The 20,065-nt window shown below is 38.0% G+C and carries 14 protein-coding genes; 9 read left to right on the top strand and 5 right to left on the bottom strand.

Translation table 11 applies throughout. The annotated features are described in order from the left end of the window. The first annotated feature begins 4 nt into the window (after window positions 1-4). On the top strand, window positions 5-1,153 hold the full coding sequence (locus JYB62_RS15585; RefSeq protein WP_205646334.1) for an N-acetylglucosamine-6-phosphate deacetylase: 1,149 nt from the start codon (window positions 5-7) through the stop codon (window positions 1,151-1,153). Window positions 1,154-1,171: 18 nt separating this feature from the next. On the opposite strand, the gene JYB62_RS15590 is transcribed toward JYB62_RS15585, so the two are convergent. Both JYB62_RS15590 and JYB62_RS15595 read right to left on the bottom strand, forming a co-directional pair. Then, a complete protein-coding gene (locus tag JYB62_RS15590; protein ID WP_205646335.1) occupies window positions 1,172-1,393 on the bottom strand; it encodes a DUF3820 family protein in 222 nt (73 codons plus the stop codon). Between the two features lie 21 nt (window positions 1,394-1,414). Beyond that, the gene (locus JYB62_RS15595) at window positions 1,415-2,104 is read right to left on the bottom strand and encodes a lysoplasmalogenase (RefSeq protein WP_205646336.1); all 690 of its coding nucleotides are present in this window, start codon (window positions 2,102-2,104) and stop codon (window positions 1,415-1,417) included. Window positions 2,105-2,438: 334 nt separating this feature from the next. Here JYB62_RS15595 and JYB62_RS15600 point away from each other — a divergent pair, with 334 nt between their 5' ends. The 8 genes from JYB62_RS15600 to JYB62_RS15635 all read left to right on the top strand — a co-directional run bounded on the left by JYB62_RS15600 (window position 2,439) and on the right by JYB62_RS15635 (window position 15,900). Further along, window positions 2,439-5,708 carry a TonB-dependent receptor gene (locus JYB62_RS15600; protein WP_205646337.1) on the top strand — a complete coding sequence of 1,090 codons (3,270 nt, stop codon included), beginning with the start codon at window positions 2,439-2,441 and terminating at the stop codon, window positions 5,706-5,708. An 86-nt stretch (window positions 5,709-5,794) separates the two neighbouring features. After that, window positions 5,795-6,865, top strand: a complete 1,071-nt coding sequence (locus tag JYB62_RS15605) for a DUF481 domain-containing protein (protein ID WP_205646338.1) — start codon at window positions 5,795-5,797, stop codon at window positions 6,863-6,865. Continuing rightward, complete coding sequence (locus JYB62_RS15610; protein WP_205646339.1) at window positions 6,853-7,926, top strand: DUF481 domain-containing protein; 1,074 nt, start codon at window positions 6,853-6,855, stop codon at window positions 7,924-7,926. Before JYB62_RS15605 ends, JYB62_RS15610 begins: the two co-directional genes overlap by 13 nt. A gap of 149 nt (window positions 7,927-8,075) precedes the next feature. After that, window positions 8,076-8,858, top strand: a complete 783-nt coding sequence (locus tag JYB62_RS15615) for an alpha/beta fold hydrolase (RefSeq protein ID WP_205646340.1) — start codon at window positions 8,076-8,078, stop codon at window positions 8,856-8,858. Between the two features lie 21 nt (window positions 8,859-8,879). Continuing rightward, the gene (locus JYB62_RS15620) at window positions 8,880-9,962 is read left to right on the top strand and encodes an efflux RND transporter periplasmic adaptor subunit (protein ID WP_205646341.1); all 1,083 of its coding nucleotides are present in this window, start codon (window positions 8,880-8,882) and stop codon (window positions 9,960-9,962) included. Between the two features lies 1 nt (window position 9,963). Further along, the gene (locus tag JYB62_RS15625; RefSeq protein WP_205646342.1) at window positions 9,964-13,026 is read left to right on the top strand and encodes an efflux RND transporter permease subunit; all 3,063 of its coding nucleotides are present in this window, start codon (window positions 9,964-9,966) and stop codon (window positions 13,024-13,026) included. Continuing rightward, entirely contained in the window at window positions 13,026-14,372 is a 1,347-nt protein-coding gene (locus JYB62_RS15630; RefSeq protein WP_205646343.1) for a TolC family protein, read from the top strand. Before JYB62_RS15625 ends, JYB62_RS15630 begins: the two co-directional genes overlap by 1 nt. 133 nt (window positions 14,373-14,505) lie before the next feature. After that, window positions 14,506-15,900, top strand: a complete 1,395-nt coding sequence (locus JYB62_RS15635; RefSeq protein ID WP_205646344.1) for an MltF family protein — start codon at window positions 14,506-14,508, stop codon at window positions 15,898-15,900. On the opposite strand, the gene JYB62_RS15640 is transcribed toward JYB62_RS15635, so the two are convergent. From JYB62_RS15640 to JYB62_RS15650, 3 genes are all read right to left on the bottom strand, one after another. Beyond that, entirely contained in the window at window positions 15,897-16,370 is a 474-nt protein-coding gene (locus JYB62_RS15640) for a RidA family protein (protein WP_205646657.1), read from the bottom strand. The genes JYB62_RS15635 and JYB62_RS15640 overlap by 4 nt on opposite strands. A 19-nt stretch (window positions 16,371-16,389) precedes the next feature. After that, window positions 16,390-17,703: a gluconate:H+ symporter gene (locus JYB62_RS15645; RefSeq protein ID WP_205646345.1), complete on the bottom strand. Its 1,314-nt coding sequence runs from the start codon at window positions 17,701-17,703 to the stop codon at window positions 16,390-16,392. An 80-nt stretch (window positions 17,704-17,783) separates the two neighbouring features. Further along, entirely contained in the window at window positions 17,784-20,051 is a 2,268-nt protein-coding gene (locus tag JYB62_RS15650) for a T9SS type A sorting domain-containing protein (protein WP_205646346.1), read from the bottom strand. Between the last annotated feature and the right edge of the window lie 14 nt (window positions 20,052-20,065).

Consider the following 20,065-nt stretch of genomic DNA (forward strand, 5'->3'; position numbering starts at 1 on the left):
TCATATGAAAAACAGCTTAGAAGGGATTCATTTTCAAACTGGGAAGCCAATTCAAGTGATCACTAGGGATGGAATTATCCAAGAAATCATGGAATTGGAATCATCAGAATCAAAAAATCTGATTGCCCCAGGTTTTGTTGACTTACAGGTAAATGGTTTTCAGGGGATAGATTTTAATGATTCAAATCTAAAGGAGTCAGATGTTCTAAAGGTAACTAGAGCAATGTTTGAAAGTGGGGTAACTACTTATTTCCCTACTATTATCACCAATAGCGATGATTCTATTCGAAAATCCTTAAAAACCATTTCCTTGGCTTGTGCTTCCAATGGACTGATTCAAAGTACTGTCCAGGGGATTCATTTAGAAGGTCCTTTTCTCTCTAAAGAAGAGGGGCCGAGAGGAGCTCACCCTTTAAAATATATTCAGGCTCCAAACTGGGAAAAGTTCAGTGCATGGCAAGAAGCAGCAGAAGGAAGGATCAAACTGATTACATTAGCCCCAGAATGGGAAGGGTCATTTGAATTTATTGAAAAATGTGTTGAATCGGGAGTAAATGTAGCGATTGGTCATACCGCAGCGAATACTACACAGATTGAAGCTGCCATCCGGGCAGGAGCAACTTTATCTACCCACCTTGGAAATGCAGCTCATCTTATGCTACCGAGACATCCTAACTATCTATGGGACCAACTGGCCTCTGAAAAACTTTGGATGAGTTTGATTGCTGATGGATTTCATCTTCCCGATACTGTCCTCAAAGTTTTTTTGAAAGTGAAGCCAAAAACCACTTTTCTTATCAGTGATGCTACAAGTTTTGCAGGGCTTCCTCCGGGAAATTATCAAAGTCCAATAGGAGGAGAAGTGGTGCTGAACAAAAATGGAAGACTTTATATGGAGAAGAATCCCGGATTGTTGGCAGGATCGGCTACTTCTTTACTTCAATGCATTAACTATTTGGTGGATCATCATCTAACTTCAGTACAAGAAGCTATTGAAATGGCTTCCGTAAGACCCATGCAATTTTTGGACAGGGGTTATTCTAGGGGATTAAGTAGTGGGAGTATAGCGGACTTGTTAGTATTAGATTTTAATAGGGCAAATTTGGAAATCCTGCAGACGATAAAAGCGGGAGAGCTTGTTTATTCAAAGTAGCTGGTGATTGATTGGTTTTTAATACGAATAATTCTTTTTCAACTCTCTCAAAATATCTTCCAATCCATTCAGCCGGATTTCATACAAGGTATGAAGCCACATTCCCAGTTTGCCTTCGGGGAATCCTTGTCCATGCATCCAGACTAAATAATGTTCTGGAATATCGCATAAGAGTCTTCCTTTATATTTGCCAAAGGGCATTTTTTTAGTAATAAGATCAATGAGGATTTGCTTATCCATTAGAAGTAGGTGTTGAATAAATTATTGGGGTTGAATAATGAAGCTTCGAATTCCCATAATTATTAGAAGCTGACCTACTGCATAGGTGCCCATCACTAGGATTCCTGCTTCAGGAAACTCTAGGTAAAATCGGTTAATGGCTAAGATTCCATCTGAAATAAAAAATAAAGTAGCCCCAATCATTACTTGCCAAAAGCTTGGAGCGTAAACTTTTCCATATCTTTCCCTTGCCATAGTTACCATGGAAATAATGGCAATCACATAGATGATCACAGGGATTTTCAATACTCCAAGATTGGGTTGAATCAAGTAATAGACAAAAGCAGCAAGGATGTAGAATGGAAGATTTAATAAAAAGGCCTTGACAAAATTCACATTGCCTATTTCTCCTGGATTTTTTTGAGCCACTTTGAATCCGATGATGTAGCAGATATGTGCCATTAAAAAGGAGCCTAGGCCAAATGCAAATAGATCCGGCCACAATAAGAGTATGTCTCCGATCCAAGAAAAGATCAAGGCTCCCATGATTGTTCTGGAAAGCAAAGTTCGGGCAATCGGTTTCGAAATAAGGTAGAAATAGATGATTAACCCTAATATAATTAGTGGTTTAGAGAAAAAGCGTAGTTCTGACTTATTCTCTAAAAGGAAGAAAAGGTCTGCCAACGTAGCAAACAAAAACAGGTATAACCATGCAAAATCTTTATTTCTCAATTGGTAGGATATTTTGTGATAATTATCTGATAAAATTTATTTAACTGCGAAAGCTAGTATTCCCAAAATCAGATTTTGGGTTTGTGAAAACTTGACAAATCTGACTTTCTGAAAGGCTTTTCAAAATTGACTCAATTTAATTTTCTATTCAATAAAGAATTGAAAGATTATTTAGAAATAAGAAAACATTATTCGCTTTTTGATATTAATTTATTGTTAAAATTTGTGAAATTTGGAATGCGAATCTTAACAATTCCTACCCCAAAATACCGCATTTCGATTTTACTTTTGTAAGGAATTATTTAAAACCAACTTATATCAAAACCAATTTATTATGAGGCAAAATTTACTGAGAAATTTGTTGTCATTACTACTCCTTTTTGTGGGTACAGGTTTAGCCTTTTCACAAGGTGTTACTACTGCCAGCATTCAGGGAAGTGTAATTGACGAAACAGGTGAGTCCCTTCCAGGGGCTAATATTGTTGCCACGCATGAACCATCAGGGACGCGTTATGGGGCAGTAAGTAACTTAGAAGGGAGATTTGTACTTCCAAATATGAGAGTCGGTGGCCCTTATACTGTAGTGGTATCATTTGTAGGTTTTGAAGAACGAACTTTTGATGGGATTGTTCTGGGCCTAGGTGCTACTTACACCTTGAATGTACAACTATCTGACGGAATGGAATTAGATCTCGTGGAAGTGGTAGCAAGTAAAGATGCAATCATGAACTCGGATCGAACAGGTGCTTCTTTGAACTTAAACAATGATAAAATTAATTCATTGCCTACCGTAAATAGAAGTATCAATGATTTCACCCGATTAACGCCACAATCGAATGGGACTTCTTTTGCAGGTACTTCAAGTAGGTTCAATAACTATACAATTGATGGCAATATCTATAACAATAACTTCGGTTTAGGTTCTGGCCAATTTGCTGGTTCAAACCCGATTTCATTGGATGCTATTGAGGAAGTACAAGTAAACTTGGCTCCATTTGATGTTCGCCAAGCAGGATTTACAGGAGCTTCTGTAAATGCGATTACTAAATCAGGTACCAATGATTTCTCTGGTTCTGCGTATTATTTCCTAAGAAATGACCAAATGATTGGTGATAAAGTAGGAGATACTCGTTTGAATGTAGGAGACTCTAAAAATGAAATTGCAGGTTTCAGATTAGGTGGGCCAATCCTAAAAAATAAATTATTCTTCTTCGTTTCTTATGAAAAAGAGACTGAAGCGGTACCAAGTTTTACAAAAGTTGCTTCAAGACCAGGTCTAGAGCCAGATGGTTTGACAGTTTCCAGAGTACCTGCATCCCAATTGGATTTTGTCAGAGAGAGCCTTTCTCAACTATATGGCTATGAGGCAGGTCCTTACGAGAATTATTCATTTGCTTCAGAGCAAGAGAGATTTAATGCTCGATTGGATTGGAACATCAATGACAATCACAAAGTATCATTACGATATAACAATTACACCGCATTTACGGATGTTCCTACTAATGGTAACTCGGTAAGATACATATCTACCAGATATAGAAATACTAACAGAACTGGAATTGAAGCAATGAATTTCAGAAATGCGAATTATACCAATGATAGAAAAGTACAGTCTTGGGTTGCAGAAGTAAACTCCAGAATCGGAGTGAATATGTCCAATCAAATCAATGTGGGATATACTTCAATTACAGATCCAAAAAGAGGAATCCCTGGTGGACAGGCTTTTCCATTTATTGAAGTAATGGAGCCAGATGCATCAGGTAACTTACTTTACTACATGTCTATGGGTAATGAATTATTTACCGTAGGTAACTTGTTGGAGAATAACATTTTCAATTTCACGGACAATTTCTCCATTTACAAAGGAAATCATACCTATACTTTTGGGGTGAACTTTGAATACATGACGTTCAAAAATGCCTTCAACCCAGTATTTAATGGATTTTATCGATTCAACTCCTATGATGATTTTGTAGCCACAGTAATTAATCGTACTCCAGGTTCTTATCCAGAGGCATTTGCGAAAGGCTATGCATTAGACGGTTCAACTACTCCTCCAGTAGACAATACCAAATTTGGTCAAATCGGTTTTTATGTTCAGGATGAATATCAAGTGACTCCAAACTTGAAAGTGACTGGTGGATTGAGAATTGATTTTCCTTTTTACCCAATTAATATCCCTACCAATGAGTTGTTGGATGACTTAAACAAAACTTTTGAAACTCCAGACGGAACGATTACGCCAGATGTTAGTCAGTTCCCGAAAGTGAATCCTCTTTGGTCTCCAAGAGTAGGTGTGAACTGGGATGTACATGGTGACCGTACTACACAAGTGCGTGGAGGTACTGGGATATTCTCAGGAAGAATTCCTTTTGTATGGTTATCCAATCAGGTGAACGGTTCCGGTGTTGTAAGAGGTGGACTTGGCTATGAAGGGGAAGATGTAGTAGATGCCTTAGGCCCTAATTATGTTTTCAATCCAGACGTAACTTTTGGAAATCCAGAAAACCCTGGTCAATCTCTTTCCAATGAGCTAAACCTTACTGATAGAAATTTCAAACTTCCTCAAGTTTGGAGATCTAACCTTGCAGTAGATCAGTTATTACCTTTCGGAATCATTGGAACCCTAGAGTTTATTTATTCTAGAGATGTATCTACTCCAATTGCATACAATCCAGTTGTAAGAACTCCAGATGGAACATTCTCAGGACCAGATCAGAGACCTTATTGGGAAGGAAGTAACTATTCCAATGATGATAATTTTAGAAATGTCTTTTATTTGACTAATGCTCAGAGAAAGGCAGATTATTATTCTATCACAGCGCAATTACAAAAACAATTTGATAATGGATTTTCAGCGATGGTAGCATATACAAGATCAAGATCTCGTGATTTGGATGCTGCCAGCGGTGCTCAAGCGATCTCACTTTGGCCTGCAACTGTTCAATCAGACAGAAATGATCCGGAATTAAGCTTTGCGGGGTTTGATATTCCTAATAGAGTAATTGCAAACATTGCTTATCAAACAGACAATACCACGATTTCTTTATTCTATGAAGGTTCTGACGCGGGTAGATTCTCTTATACTTACTCAGGAAACTTTGGCGATGCCTCTAACCGTTTGATGTATATACCAAACAATGCAAGTGAATTGGCATTCCAGGAATTTACCTTAAATGGAACCACAATTACTGCTGCTGAACAAGCACAATTGTTGGATGCTTATATTGATCAGGATAAGTATTTGAGTGAAAACAGAGGGTCTATTGCAGAAAGAAATGGAGCTGTAAGACCATTTGTAAATAGATTTGATTTGAGAATCACTGAAGATATCGTGTTATCAAAAGATCAAAAGAATAGACTTCAATTATCTATTGATATTTTGAATATTGGTAACATGTTTAACTCTTCTTGGGGGATTCAGAAGTTCGCTTATCAAAATAACTTGTTGAATTATAGAGGGGTGAACAGTGCTGGTCAACCAGAATATCGATTGAACACTATTCCTGGAACGAGTGAGTTCCCTACTGATACATTCAGAAATACTACCTCAATCGGAGATACTTGGAGAATGCAAGTAGGTGTTCGTTATATCTTTAATTAAGAATTGAGAATTTGGCATAAAATGCACCCATTTTTGGGTGCATTTTTTATTTTTAACAATTCTAAGTTTTTAATGGTTAATCGTTTATGAAAAATCTTATTGCCTTAATTTTTGCTTTTGGAATTACTTTTTCCATTCATGCACAGACGGATTCTTTGATTTTGAAGAATAAAGACGTCATTATTGGTGAGATTAAAAGTATGGATAGAGGAGTCCTTACTATTGAAACTGATTACAGTGATTCTGACTTTAAAATTTCTTGGGATGGAATTGCTCAATTGTATTCTAACACCAAATATTTGATTACCCTATCAAATGGGAAGAGGTATAATGGAAAAGTGAATAGCGTAGGAGATGGAGTAATATCCATTGACACCTATGATCCTGATAATCTTCTTCCCCTGAGGAAAAAAAGGAGAAACACGGGTACTGAGGATATTGGAGGTGGAACAATTGAGGTAGATATCAATGAAATAGTTTATTTAAATGCGTTAGATGAAGGTTTTTGGAGTAGACTTTCAGCCAATATTGACTTGGGATGGAGTTTGACTAAAGCCAATAACCTAAGACAATTTAATATTCGAAGTGGATTGGGATACTTGGCAGACCGTTGGAAAGCAAATGGTTCTTACAATTCTTTAAGATCGACACAGGATGAAATTGATCCTGTAAAAAGGACTGATGCAGATTTTAATTTTAATTTTTTCCTGCCTAAAGATTGGTATTTACTCTACAACATTACTTTTCTTTCCAATACGGAGCAGTTGATTAAACTTCGAACCGGTAATAAAATTGGTATTGGTAATTACTTGGTTCATAACAATAAGTCCTATTTTGGCTTTCAAGTAGGGGTCAACTATAACAATGAAAGGTACTTTGATGATACTCCTTCAAGGAGAACAGGGGAAGGTTTTGTAGGAGCCGAGCTCAATATGTACGATATTGGAGACCTAAGTTTATTTTCTCAAGTAGTGGCTTATCCTAGCTTTTCTGAATCTGGAAGATTCAGAACAGATTTTAAAATGGACGTGAAATATGAATTCTTTTCTGATTTTTATGTGAAGTTAGGTACAACCATGAACTACGATAATAGACCGATTGAAGGAGCCACCACCCTCGATTATATTTTCCAAACCACCGTTGGATGGGAGTTATAAATTTCCTTTATAAACTGATATTACTTGGAACCCTACTGTTAGTGGGGTTTCCTCATTTAAGCCATGCTCAAAAAGATACGTTAAGGCTATCCAATGAAGATGTTTTAGTAGGAGAGATCAAATACATGGATCGGGGAATTCTTTATATTAAAACGATCTATTCCAATGCTGATATACAGGTCAAATGGAAAGAAGTAAACACCATTCACTCTGAAAATCTATTTTTGATTACGCTTGAAAATGGTGAGCGGCTTGAGGGAAACTTAAAATCATTATCCAATGACTCCTTATTGATTCATGTGATTAAACCCACAAAAAGAACATTGAGCCACATTGAATTGGATGAGTTTGAAAATTTTCAAATCAATAAAGACCAGGTAGTATTATTGAATGAAATAAATACCTCTTTTTCAAGTCGGTTTAATGGAGATATAAGTATTGGCTTCAACTTGGCAAAAGCAAACAAGCTTAGACAGTTTTCTGTCAAGTCAAATTTGGACTATTCAGGAGATATCTGGGGAGGTGCACTGAACTTAAACGCGATTAGGTCAATTCAATCTTCCACTGCTGCCATTGAGCGCTATCAAGGAAGTGGAACAATTTTATTATTTCTTCCGAAAGATTTTTTTTTAGTAGGAGCAGTCAGTTTACTCAGCAATACGCAGCAGTTGTTGAAATTAAGGGTGAATTCTATCCTAGGAGCAGGTATGTATTTAATTCATACCAATCATTCCTATTGGAATCTACAGGTAGGGGTTAATAATAATAATGAGAGATTCCAAGGAGACTTGCCTTCTGAAAATTCATTCGAGGCAATTGTTGGGACTGATATTAATTTTTATGATGTGGGTGTTTTTAACTTTTCAGGTTCAATAGCAGGATATAGAAGTTTTTTGGATGAGGGAAGATATCGGTCAGATGCGAGGTTTGATATTACCTATAAATTTGTGGATGATTTTTTCTTAAAATTAGGATTGGCATTCAATTATGATAGCCAACCTACAGCGGGCGCCTCGGATTTCGATTATGTGGTGCAAAGTACGCTGGGGTGGAAATTTTAGGTTTATTAGAGAATTACAGAATAAAACATCCTCTTTTTTTTCCATTGATAAGGAACATTTGCCACGAGTATCTTTTTTACCATTAATCAAAAATTATCAATTTACTTTTATTGTTTACAACCTTTATGTGGCATGAGGGTTTAATCAATATGTTATATAATAAAAGATATATTCATCCGACAAGTTCTGAGTGGGTTGTGTTTATCCATGGTGCCGGAGGGTCTTCAGTGGTGTGGTATAAACAGTTGAAAGAATTCAAAGCCCATTTTAATCTACTGATGATTGATCTTCGAGGGCATGGTAAGTCCACTGATCTTTCTGAGGCAATTTGGAAAGAGGAATATACCTTTCAGGAAATAACCATGGATATCATTGAAGTATTGGATTATCATGCTATTCCACCTGCTCATTTTGCTGGCGTTTCATTAGGGACTATTATCGCTAGAAATCTTGCGGAGTTGGAACCATCACGGGTAAAATCAATGGTGTTGGCAGGGGCTGTAACTAGGTTGAATATCCAATCTAGGGTGTTGGTATTTCTTGGCAACACATTTAAAAAAGTCATTCCTTATATGTGGCTTTATAGTTTGTTTGCATTCATTATTATGCCTAGGAAGCAGCATGAAGAATCAAGAAACTTATTTATTAATGAGGCAAAGAAGCTTTGCCAAAAAGAGTTTATCAGGTGGTTTAAATTAACTAGAGATATCAATCCACTTTTAAAGTATTTTAAAGAGAAAACGATCAATATTCCTACCCTTTATGTGATGGGAGATCAGGATTTGATGTTTTTAGAACCGGTGAAAAATATTGTTGAAAAGCAGAGTAATTCTATTTTGAAAATTGTGGAGAAATGTGGCCATGTAGTCAATGTAGAAAAACCAAAGCAATTTAATCAATACGCATTAACATTTATTCAAGGACAAACCTAAAACGGAGTACTTTCATTATTTATGAAAAACCAGACAAAGATCATCCTGATAGTTGGGATTATCCTCATTATTATCGCAGCTTTTTTATATCCAAGGCTGGACAGTCGTAAATCCAATGATGATAGCGTTGCTTCTTCTGGTGCAGGACCAGGAGCTCCTGCTAATTTACCCGTAAAAGTGATAAAGCTTCAAAGGGAGACACTCCGGAATCAACTTTCCGTCACTGGGACTATTTTGCCAAACGAATCAGTAGATCTTAGACCAGAAGTTTCAGGATTGGTTACGAAGATCACATTCAATGAGGGACAGTATGTATCCAAGGGTACTCCGCTATTGTATTTAAATGATGATGAACTTCAGGCTCAATTTCAAAGATTACAGTACACACAAAAATTATTTGAAAGTCAAGAAAATAGACAAAAGCAATTGCTTGCAAGAGAAGCAATTAGTCAGGAAGAATATGATATTGTTCTGAATCAGTATAATACCACCTTATCTGATTTGAAATTGGTGGAGGCTCAATTGGCAAAGACTGTTGTGAGGGCTCCATTTAATGGGATATTAGGTTTAAGACAAGTTTCTGAGGGGAGCGTGATCGGAACAGGTGATATAATTGCCAATTTTGTAAATATTGATCCTGTTAAAATCGAGTTTTCTATTCCTGAAAGATATGCTAATCAAGTTTCTTTAGGCTCTGAAATATTTTTTACTAACGAGTCTTCCCCTGAAGAGGTAGTCGGAAAAGTTTATGCATATGAACCACAAATTGACGCTGCTACCCGTACTTTAAAACTGAGAGCAGAAAGCCCAAATAAAGAAAGGAAATTCTTACCAGGTATGTTTGTTAGAATTCGATTTGTTTTGGGTGAAACTGAAAATGCCTTGATGGTTCCTTCAGAATCCGTAATCCCAGAACTTCAAGGATATAAAGTTTTTGTTGTTGGTGCTGATAATAAGGCTGAAGAGCGTACTGTAGAAATCGGCACTCGTACAGACACCCATGTTCAAATCCTTAGTGGTTTAGAAGTAGGCGATCTGGTGTTTACCACAGGTGTATTACAAGCAAGACAGGGATCCCCTGTAGAGTATACTCAAATCAACTAATATGTCGAGCTTATCAAATGTAAGTATCAACAGGCCGGTATTGGCAATTGTGATGTCCTTGGTCATCATACTTTTTGGAGCCATAGGGATTTCTTTATTGGGGATTCGTGAATTTCCAAGTGTGGACCCGCCTGTGATTAATGTTAGGACTACCTACGTAGGAGCCAATGCCGATGTAATTGAAGCACAGATTACCGAACCATTGGAAGAAGCCATCAACGGAATCCAAGGAATCAAATCGTTGACTTCTACAAGTAATGATGGAGGAAGTAGTATCACAGTAGAGTTTGATGTGGGAGCGGATCTGGAAGCAGCTGCCAATGATGTGCGTGATAAAGTATCCGGAGCGCAAAGAAATTTACCTCCAGATGCAGAACCTCCGGTAGTTTCCAAGGCAGATGCGGATTCTCAGCCCATTGTCTTTTTGAATGTAAAAAGTGATGAACGAAGCCTTTTAGACTTATCTGATATTGCTGAAAATATTTTCAAGGAAAGACTTCAGACTATTCCAGGGGTAAGTAGAGTTCAGATTTGGGGTGAAAAAGAATATGCCATTCGTTTAAGAATGGATCCATTGAAAATGGCCTCTTATGGGGTGACTCCTCTTGATGTACTTTCAAAAGTTCAAAGTGAAAACGTAGAACTTCCTTCAGGTAGGATTGAAGGAGAAACGATTGAACTTTCGGTGAGAACCAAAAGTAGGTTAAGTACTCCTCAGGAATTTAATAGTTTGATCATTAAAGAAGATCAAAATAATATTGTCAGGTTTCAGGATATTGGTAAAGCAGAATTGGCTGCATTAAACGAGCGTACAGTCTTAAAACGTGATGGGGTACCAATGGTAGGGGTCGTTTTAGTTCCTCTTCCGGGTTCTAATAACATTGAAATTGTAGATGAGTTTTATAGAAGATTAGAATTCATTAAAAAGGATCTTCCCGAAGATGTTGGCCTTGAGATCGGATTTGATTCTACTGACTATATCAGAAGCTCTATCGCAGAGGTTCAAGAGACTATTATCACTGCGTTTATCCTCGTCGTAGCGATTATATTTCTTTTTTTAAGAGATTGGAGAACGACGTTTATCCCTGTATTGACGATTCCAATTTCCTTAATTGGAGTATTCTTTATCATGTATTTAATGGATTTCTCCATTAATGTTTTGACGCTACTTGGGATCGTGCTTTCCATTGGTTTGGTAGTTGATGATGCCATTGTGGTATTGGAAAATATATATACCAGAATTGAAAAAGGAGAGAAACCATTAGCAGCTGCTGAAAAAGGAGCGGAAGAAATTTTCTTCGCGGTTATTGCAACCACAGTTGCTTTAGCAGCGGTATTCCTTCCAGTAATTTTCTTGACAGGAACTACCGGTAGGCTTTTCCGAGAGTTTGGTATTGTGGTAGCAGGATCTGTAATTATTTCGTCCTTCGTTGCGTTGACCATGACCCCAATGCTTAGTTCACGATTATTAAAGCGTAGGGAGACGCACAATAGATTCTACAATGCGACTGAGCCGATTTTTGTTTGGTTGAATGATGGGTACGATAAAATGCTCAGTGCTTTCATGAAATTCCGCTGGATTTCATTCCTATTAATCGCATTTATGGGTTTTGGTATTTACTGGTTATTCAACCAAATTCCAAGTGAATTAGCGCCAGTAGAGGATAGAGGTGAAATCAGAATTCAATTGAGTGGTCCGGAAGGGGCTACATTCAATTACATGGATCGGGTTATTGATCAGATGGTTGCTGATTTTAGAGAAAAATTCCCTCCTGAGGAAGTGACTGGACTCATATCTGTAACTTCTCCTGGATTTGGAACCGCCAGCACCAACTCCGGTTTTGTTCGATTTATTTTGACTGACTCGGAAAATAGGGAGCGAACCCAAAACGATTATTTCAATGAAATCAATGCCATGCTTAAGAACTATACTGAAGTTAGGGCATTTGCCTCCGAACCCCAATCTATCGGGAATAGGAGAGGTGGTCTTCCTGTTCAGTATGTATTGCAAGCTCCAAACATGGAAATGCTGAAAGAAGCGATTCCAACCTTTATGGAAGAAGTAGGGAAAAGCCCAATATTTATTTTCTCCGACATCAACCTTAAGTTTACCAAACCAGAATTGGAGATTGAAATAGATAGAGCAAAAGCAAGAAATATAGGTGTTTCCATACAAGAGATAGCCAGAACCTTACAGCTTTCTTACTCTGGTCAGCGTTTTGCCTATTTTATCAAGAATGGGAAACAGTACCAAGTGGTAGGAGAAATGAGGTTAGAGGACAGGAATGAGCCTATTAATCTAAGAATGCTTTATGTGCGTGCTGAAAATGGAAGCTTGGTTCAATTGGATAACTTGGTTACGGTAACAGAAAGAAGTACACCTCCTCAATTGTATCGATTCAATCGATTCGTGAGTGGTACCGTTTCTGCAAACTTAGCTCCGGGGTATACCATCGGGGATGGTTTGGAAGAAATGGATCGTATCGCTGCTGAGGTATTGGATGAATCTTTCACTACAGATGTTTCAGGGCCATCCAAAGAATTTAGGGAAAGTTCTAATAGTTTGCTATTTGCCTTCCTATTTGCACTGGTGTTAATTTATTTGGTACTATCTGCCCAGTTTGAAAGTTTCATGGATCCTTTGACAATTATGTTTACTGTTCCGTTGGCGATTTTTGGTGCATTATTTACCCTTTGGGCAATGGGCTTTACCCTAAATATTTTCAGCCAGATCGGAATAATCATGTTAATTGGTTTGGTGACCAAAAACGGTATTCTTATCGTGGAGTTTGCAAACCAAAGGAAAGCTACAGGAATGTCAATTAATGAAGCGATTTATGGAGCAGCAGTAGCCCGTTTCCGACCTATTTTGATGACTAGTTTATCGACTATTCTAGGGATTTTACCTATTGCATTGGGGTTAGGAGCAGGAGCTGAAAGCCGTGTGCCAATGGGGGCAGCTGTAATTGGAGGATTGACATTTGCGACCATCCTTACCTTATTTGTGATCCCAGCAATTTATACTTATCTCACTTCCAAAGAAGGAAGATTAGCCAGAATTTAATGAAAAAATTAATTGCCACGCTCTTGATGAGCAGCTTAGGTTCCGTAATTTTTGCTCAAAGTCAAGAAGCTTTAGATCTTGAAAAAGCAATCCAAATAGGATTGGAAAAAAATCTGGATATAAAAATTGCGGTAGAGAATATCACAATTAATGAGATCAACCAAAGAATCGGTACGGGGGATTATTTTATGCCTACGATCGATGCGACCTACGCGCGTAATTTTAGTAGAGAGGATGTAGAGCAACGCTTTGTGAATGATCCGGAGCCCAGAACAATTGACGGAGCAAAGTCTCGCACAGAAAACTTTTCGGTAGTAGGGATTTACGGGTTTCAGCCTGAAAATATTATCGTAATGAAAAGGCTGGGGCAATTGACTGAAATTTCTGAGTTGGATGCAAAAGTGGCAGTGGAAAACACAGTAGCCTCCATTTCAACCGCCTATTATAGATTGGTTTTAGAACTTCAAAGGTATCAAGTGCTGGAGAGAACGTTAGAACTCAGCCAATCTAGACTGGATATCGCGGAAGCACAATATGAGTTGGGGGGTGCCGGGAAACGAGATTTCTTAACTGCAGAGGTTGATTATAATTCGGATTTGACTCTATTAGTCAATCAAGAGCAAATCATCAAAGCTGCCAGAATTAATTTGAATGAATTAATGGCATTGGCTCCTGATACGCAATTCGCTGTGAATGATACGATCATGATAGAGGAACCTTTAAGGTTAATAGATTTGGAGGAGAATGCATTTATTGATAATAAGCAATTATTGATTACACAAAGACAGCAGAATGTGGCTTTTCTACAGATGAAAGAGCTTCAAATGCAAAGACTTCCTCAGATAAATCTAAATGGTAGTTATGTGAATAATACTTCTAATTCAGATGCAGGTTTCTTATTGCAGAATCAAAGACAAGGCTTCAATTATGGGGGGAATATCACACTGAATTTATTTAGTGGATTTACCTTGAACCGTAGAATTCAAAATGCAAAGGTTCAGCAAAAAGTGCAAGCCTATGCATTGGATCAATATGAGATACAATTACAGTCTGATATTCATAGAGCATATAATACTTATGAGACAAACCGTAACTTGTTGGAGATTGAAAAAAAGAATTACGAAGTAGCCAAAGAGAGTTCTGATATTGCATTAGAACGATTTAGGCTAGGGATTTCTTCCTATTTAGAGTTTAGAGATGCCCAGGTAAATTTGCTTATTGCTGAGACTAGACTGATTACTTCCATCTATAATATCAAAGAGATGGAGATTGAGTTAATGAGGCTTTCAGGGAGAATATTTTTCCAAAACAGCTATGAAGAACTCAATTTGCCAACAGAAGATTAAAATAAATCGAGCCTGATTCAGTCAGGCTCATTTTTTTATTTGCTTTTTTTAAGAATTGCCTATTTTTCTTTTGGCATAGCATTTGCCAAAATATGTTTTCGAAAATCATTTGGTCTATTAATAGACCCTTTGTATGAAGAAAACAGCCATACTTCTTTTTACCATTTTAACAGTTTTGATCTTTGGGGTACAGTGTACTTTTCTGGAAAAACATTTTGGAGATAAGGGTAAACAAGAAGAGTATATACTGGATTTGCCGGGGATAAAGACACGAGGGTTTATACGTGCTGCAGTAGATAATAATTCTACTGGGTATTATATCTATCGCGGCCGTAGAATGGGTTACGAGTATGAATTGTTGAGAGACCTGGCCAAAAGACTGGATGTTCAACTTCATCTCGTTTTGATCTCTGATATAGAAAAGGCGTTTGATTTCCTTGAAAATGGGAAAGTAGATTTGGTTGCCATGAATCTGGAAGAAAATCAAGAAAGAAATAGCAGAGCCAATTTTTCTTTGCCCTTGGGTAAAATGAGTACTGTTCTAATAGGAAGAAAATCCAGTCAAAAAATATCCTCTTGGGACCAATTACAGGGTGATACCATTATGGTAAGGCAGGGGTCCGTTTATAAGTCTCAATTATGTACAATCAAAGATTCACTTCAAGTCCAATTCACGGTAATGGAAAAGCCGGATCATGAAGAGGCTTTAATCGATCAGGTGGTGAAGGGTGAAATTAAATGGACTGTTGCAGATCAGAATATCGCTCAGGCAAATGCCACCTATTATGAAGGGCTGGATATTTCTTGGAGGGTAAAAAAGGAAGGTGAAGTATCTTGGGTAGTCAGAAAAAATTCGCCTAAACTTCTTTCTTCATTGAATGACTGGCTCGAGGACAAACAAAAACGATTTATCCCAGACCTATATGCGAAGTATTTTTTGAATTCGAAAAACAGTTATTTCCGTTCGAATAGTCCATTTTCCTCCCTTGCTGGAAACAGGATTTCTCAGTTTGATGAGATCATCCAAGATGGTGCCGAGCAATTAGGTTGGGATTGGAGGCTTCTGGCTTCGTTAGTGTACAAAGAATCCCGTTTCGATACCACAGCTACTTCCTATGCAGGAGCTTCGGGGTTGCTGCAACTCATGCCGGTCACATTGGAAAGATTTGGAGTCAACAATCCTCATGATCCGGTAGAGTCATTGACTGGGGGCGTTCGTTATCTTAGGTATTTGGATAAATTTTGGTTGGAAAGAGTTCCAGAAACAAATGAACGGATCAAGTTTATCCTGGCTTCTTATAACATTGGTCACGGTCACGTAGAAGATGCTTGGAGACTTGCTATGAAATATGGAAGTAATACCCAAAGCTGGGAAGCTGTCTCAGAATTTCTGGAACTAAAATCCGATCCAAAATACTATAAGGATCCCGTAGTAAAGAGTGGATTTGCTAAAGGTCATTTGGCTGTAAACTACGTCAAAGACATCATGAGTATTTTCGACTCTTATAAGGCCTTGGTACAACCTTAAGCACCTTCATGTAATTCAAACATGGCCTCTACTTCTACAGGGATATTGTCGGGAAGAGACCCCATACCTACAGCTGATCGAACACCGATTCCATTTTCTTGCCCCCATACCTCTGCGAATAGTTCACTACACCCATTGATGACATAGGGATGGCGAAGAAAATCTTCAGTACAATTGACCATACCTAATACCTTTATCACCCGTTTTACGCGGTTTAGGGAACCTAAATTTGCCTTGATAGTGGAGAGCATTGCTAATCCGACTTGTCTTGCTGCAAGTTTTCCAGCTTCGATGTCCATATCGGCACCAATCCGTCCGATGATCAAGCTGCCATCAGTTTGTACCGTTCCATGTCCTGATAAATATAAATATTTACCGTCTATTAGGCAGGGCTTGTATACACCCAGTGGCTTAGGTGCTGGAGGTAAAACAAGATTTAATTTTGAGAAATTACTTTCTGGGGTTTCCATCATATTATTTTCAGTGAAATTAGACAAAAACATCTAAAATCAATACGCCGATTAATCCAATAATTGCGACCAAGGTTTCCATGAGAGACCAGGTTTTTATGGTGTCTTTTATGCTGACATTGAAGAATTCTTTATACATCCAAAACCCACCGTCATTGAAGTGGGAAAACATAAGGCTTCCTGCTCCAATGGAAAGTACCAATAAGTTGGGGTCTACATTCATCGTAGTAACAAGAGGGGCTATGATTCCAGCAGTCGTCAGTCCGGCAACTGTTGCAGAACCAACACAGACCCGGATAATGGCAGTAATGATCCATGCCAAAATCAAAGGAGGAACATCCCAGGTACTTAAACCATCCGCAATGACTTGACTGACACCAGTGTCTGTAAAAATCTGTTTCAAGGCTCCTGCTCCCGCTACAATCAATAAGATCATAGCGATGTCTTTGGTTGCAATGGTGTAGATGTCCATTAATTGGGTCATCTTAAAACCCCTTTTTAAGCCTAGTGTATACGTGGCTACTAATACTGAAATCAACATGACAATTCCAGGATTGGCAATAAAGCGAATGATGGGACCTAGGCTGCTCTCAGGTTCGATATTGAGGTTCAGTGCAGTGGTTCCTACTAATAAAAATACTGGTAGTAAAGCTGTGAAAAAGCTGTTAAAGGTACCAGGAAGTTCAGATTCAGGTCTGATTTCGGCCTGAAAAGTACTTAAGGGATTGGCCTGAACATTTTTTAAAGTTTTGGCAAATATAGGCCCTGCGATAATAATGGTGGGGATTGCAATTAAAAAGCCATAAAATAGGGTTAAGCCCATATTGGCGTCAAACTGGGCTACCAAAGCAGCTGGAGAGGGGTGGGGAGGTAAAAAGCCATGTGTAACAGATAATGCCGCCAATAAAGGAATTCCAACATACACAGCAGAGATTTTGTATTGGTAAGCTACCGTAAAAGCTAAAGGTACAAGTAGTACAAAGCCCACGTTATAAAACAGGGGAATACCTACTACCAGGCCGGTTATGGACATGGCCCAGGTAATATTTTTTTCTCCAAAAATGCTCATTAAGAACCCAGCGATTTTCTGGGCAGCGCCACTTTCGGCGACCAGCTTTCCTAGCATCGCTCCCATTACAATCACGATGACTAAATCACCCAATAAATTCCCCATGCCTGATTGGATAGAGTTAGCAATTTGGTCCGCAGGAAGCCCTAAAAGTAATCCTGCCGAGATAGAGGAGATTATAAATGCTAAAAAGGGATTGAGCTTAGCCCAAACGATTAGTAAAACAAGTATTGCAATACTAAGCAGGACAAGGAAAATGGTCATGGGTCTACAATGGGTTTAACGAACAAGATAAAAAAAATGATGGAAAGACCTTTTACCCAAACTTAATAAAGGTATTGCATTTAGTTTTTGATAAGTTTAAACAAATAAGATTCATTTTTTCCAACTACTTTGATCACATAAATGCCGGGGGGAAGAGGAGAAGTGAATTCAGTAATAATGTGATGTTTATAAATCCCTTCAAGTACCAAATTACCATAGGTATCTGTGATTAAAATAGGTGCATTCAATGCCGTAATAGGCAAGTATAAATAAGCATTTTCTGACCCTTGAATCGGATTTGGGAATAGGGAAATCTTTTCATTGGAAGAGTTTTCCAATCTAATCACTGGGCTCCAACTTGATTTTCCTTGAGGGTTGGTGTATTTGAGTTGGTAATAAACCTCCCCTAAAGGAAGAGGTAGGATATCAATGAACTCATTGGTTTGCGAAGTCATCGTGTAAAGATGTCTATGTCTTTTATTAGAGCTAGAAAACCTAAAAATTGAAATTTCGGAATGTTCTTCATCGTTTGTAAGTTCCCAACTTATTTTTGGTAGATTTTTATTCCATTCAGCTTGAATTTTCAACCAGGTAATTGGTAGAATGCTCAATGTTCTGTAGCTGCCCACTGTAAAATTGACCCCGGACAAATCATTGATAGGAATATTTCTTCTTGCCCATAATCCGGGGTCTAATCCTGGCAGATGAGTGCCTGGAGCAGCGTATCCAGTACCCACAATTCTCAAATCATCTACTTGATCAACAATGAGTTTGTCAGCGGAAATTTTTAATTCAATTGAATTATTGGAAGCATTTAGACCCGAAAATTGGAAATAACTATAAAGTCTATATAGAATGGGGGTGGTATCAACGTCGGAAAAGGCGGCATTATACTCTGCTCCTTTGTATTCTGTAAATGTGATTTGAAGATTACCTCCTGCTGAATTTCCAAGAAGCTGTACTTTTCTGACACCTCCTTGATAGGTGTCTTCAAAAGGAAATGTTGAATTGCCTGAGGTCAAATTTAAAGGAGTACCATAATATGTGAATTGGTTAACATGCTTCCAAGCTCCTCCAGTATAAGAAAGAGACCCTGTGAATGAAGTATTAATTGAAAAATCATTTCCCGATAAATCCAAGGTTCCGGAAATCATTTTAAGGTCATTGAGAACAGAAAGGTCTTCTTCAAATGTCACCTCCCCGGAGGCCTTATTCAATTTAAGTTCTCCTACGTTCATTGAAAACCCTGAAACAATCTGATCTTCACTTCCTGTAAATTCTATTTCAGTGTTACTCATTACAAAGGATCCGGTTCCAGATCGATCTATATCTCCAGTCAATGAAATTTCTATTGGCAGTAATAAGTCCTGTGTTCCTTGCAATTCCAAATCATGAATGAGGGTGGGCGTGGAGGAGTCAGGATAAGAGCTCGAAAGAAAAGACTGGGCCGTAGAATTATTCTTAAAAATGATTTTGCCGTCTAGTTGAATATTGGAAGCCTCAATAAGAGGGGTTTTTCCTTCAAGGATCAAAAAGCCCCCGTCTTGGACTTCAAACAAAGAAGCACTTGCTGAACTGGATCGAAATATGATTCCATCATTACAATTGGAAATTAAAGTTCCACCGGATTCAATTACAAAGTCGCCAAATGAACCTATCCCGTTGATGGTTTCATTGTTAAATGAAAAAGTAGAGCAACTAGCTGGGAGAGTAGAATTATCAAGGGTCTGGATGACAACTCCCGACTTGATTGTGAATTTGGAGGCTTTGAAAGGTTCCTCAACTGATAATTGAATCCCAGGTCCTGGGTCGAATTCTACGGTATATCTACTATTGGTGGAAAATCCACTCCAAGCCCCTTTTGGGATAATTATTCGTGAATTGCCTTTGAATATGATCTTACTTGCATTAGAATTTCCAATCCAGTTTTGGCTATTCCACGCTCCGGATGGAGTGCCAGGGGCAAGGCCAGAAAATGCATTCAGACTTCCATAAACTTCCAGACTAAACCCATTTAAATTTAACTTCTGACCTGCAGTGGTCTCAGAGTTTATATATACATTTTTGACAGATTCGTTATCTAAGAGTTTTAAAGTGTGGGATTGGTCAATATAGATGTCATGGCTAGAATTAGGTTTAGTGGAAGGAGTGCTCCAAATAGAACCGTCGAAAATATTCCATGTACTTAAGTTGGAAAAATTACCTGATTGAACAGTTTTATAGGCGCCAATTTCTTGTGAGAATAGCTTGTACCATTGGGCATTAAGAAGTACAACTGCCAGAAGAAACCTGTATATTCGGCAGACTGAAAAAATCCACTTTGGATGATATGTAGCCTTTACAAACATGTATCAACTATTAA

The organism is Algoriphagus lutimaris, from assembly GCF_017051705.1.
In the GTDB taxonomy this organism is placed as follows: Bacteria; Bacteroidota; Bacteroidia; order Cytophagales; family Cyclobacteriaceae; genus Algoriphagus; species Algoriphagus lutimaris.

Bases quoted from the DNA above. Each gene is read 5' to 3' on its own strand.
- JYB62_RS15585 (WP_205646334.1), top strand. From the start codon at position 5: ATGAAAAACAGCTTAGAAGGGATTCATTTTCAAACTGGGAAGCCAATT.
- JYB62_RS15590 (WP_205646335.1), bottom strand. From the start codon at position 1,393: ATGGATAAGCAAATCCTCATTGATCTTATTACTAAAAAAATGCCCTTT.
- JYB62_RS15600 (WP_205646337.1), top strand. From the start codon at position 2,439: ATGAGGCAAAATTTACTGAGAAATTTGTTGTCATTACTACTCCTTTTT.
- JYB62_RS15605 (WP_205646338.1), top strand. From the start codon at position 5,795: ATGAAAAATCTTATTGCCTTAATTTTTGCTTTTGGAATTACTTTTTCC.
- JYB62_RS15610 (WP_205646339.1), top strand. From the start codon at position 6,853: ATGGGAGTTATAAATTTCCTTTATAAACTGATATTACTTGGAACCCTA.
- JYB62_RS15615 (WP_205646340.1), top strand. From the start codon at position 8,076: ATGTTATATAATAAAAGATATATTCATCCGACAAGTTCTGAGTGGGTT.
- JYB62_RS15620 (WP_205646341.1), top strand. From the start codon at position 8,880: ATGAAAAACCAGACAAAGATCATCCTGATAGTTGGGATTATCCTCATT.
- JYB62_RS15625 (WP_205646342.1), top strand. From the start codon at position 9,964: ATGTCGAGCTTATCAAATGTAAGTATCAACAGGCCGGTATTGGCAATT.
- JYB62_RS15630 (WP_205646343.1), top strand. From the start codon at position 13,026: ATGAAAAAATTAATTGCCACGCTCTTGATGAGCAGCTTAGGTTCCGTA.
- JYB62_RS15635 (WP_205646344.1), top strand. From the start codon at position 14,506: ATGAAGAAAACAGCCATACTTCTTTTTACCATTTTAACAGTTTTGATC.
- JYB62_RS15640 (WP_205646657.1), bottom strand. From the start codon at position 16,370: ATGGAAACCCCAGAAAGTAATTTCTCAAAATTAAATCTTGTTTTACCT.
- JYB62_RS15645 (WP_205646345.1), bottom strand. From the start codon at position 17,703: ATGACCATTTTCCTTGTCCTGCTTAGTATTGCAATACTTGTTTTACTA.
- JYB62_RS15650 (WP_205646346.1), bottom strand. From the start codon at position 20,051: ATGTTTGTAAAGGCTACATATCATCCAAAGTGGATTTTTTCAGTCTGC.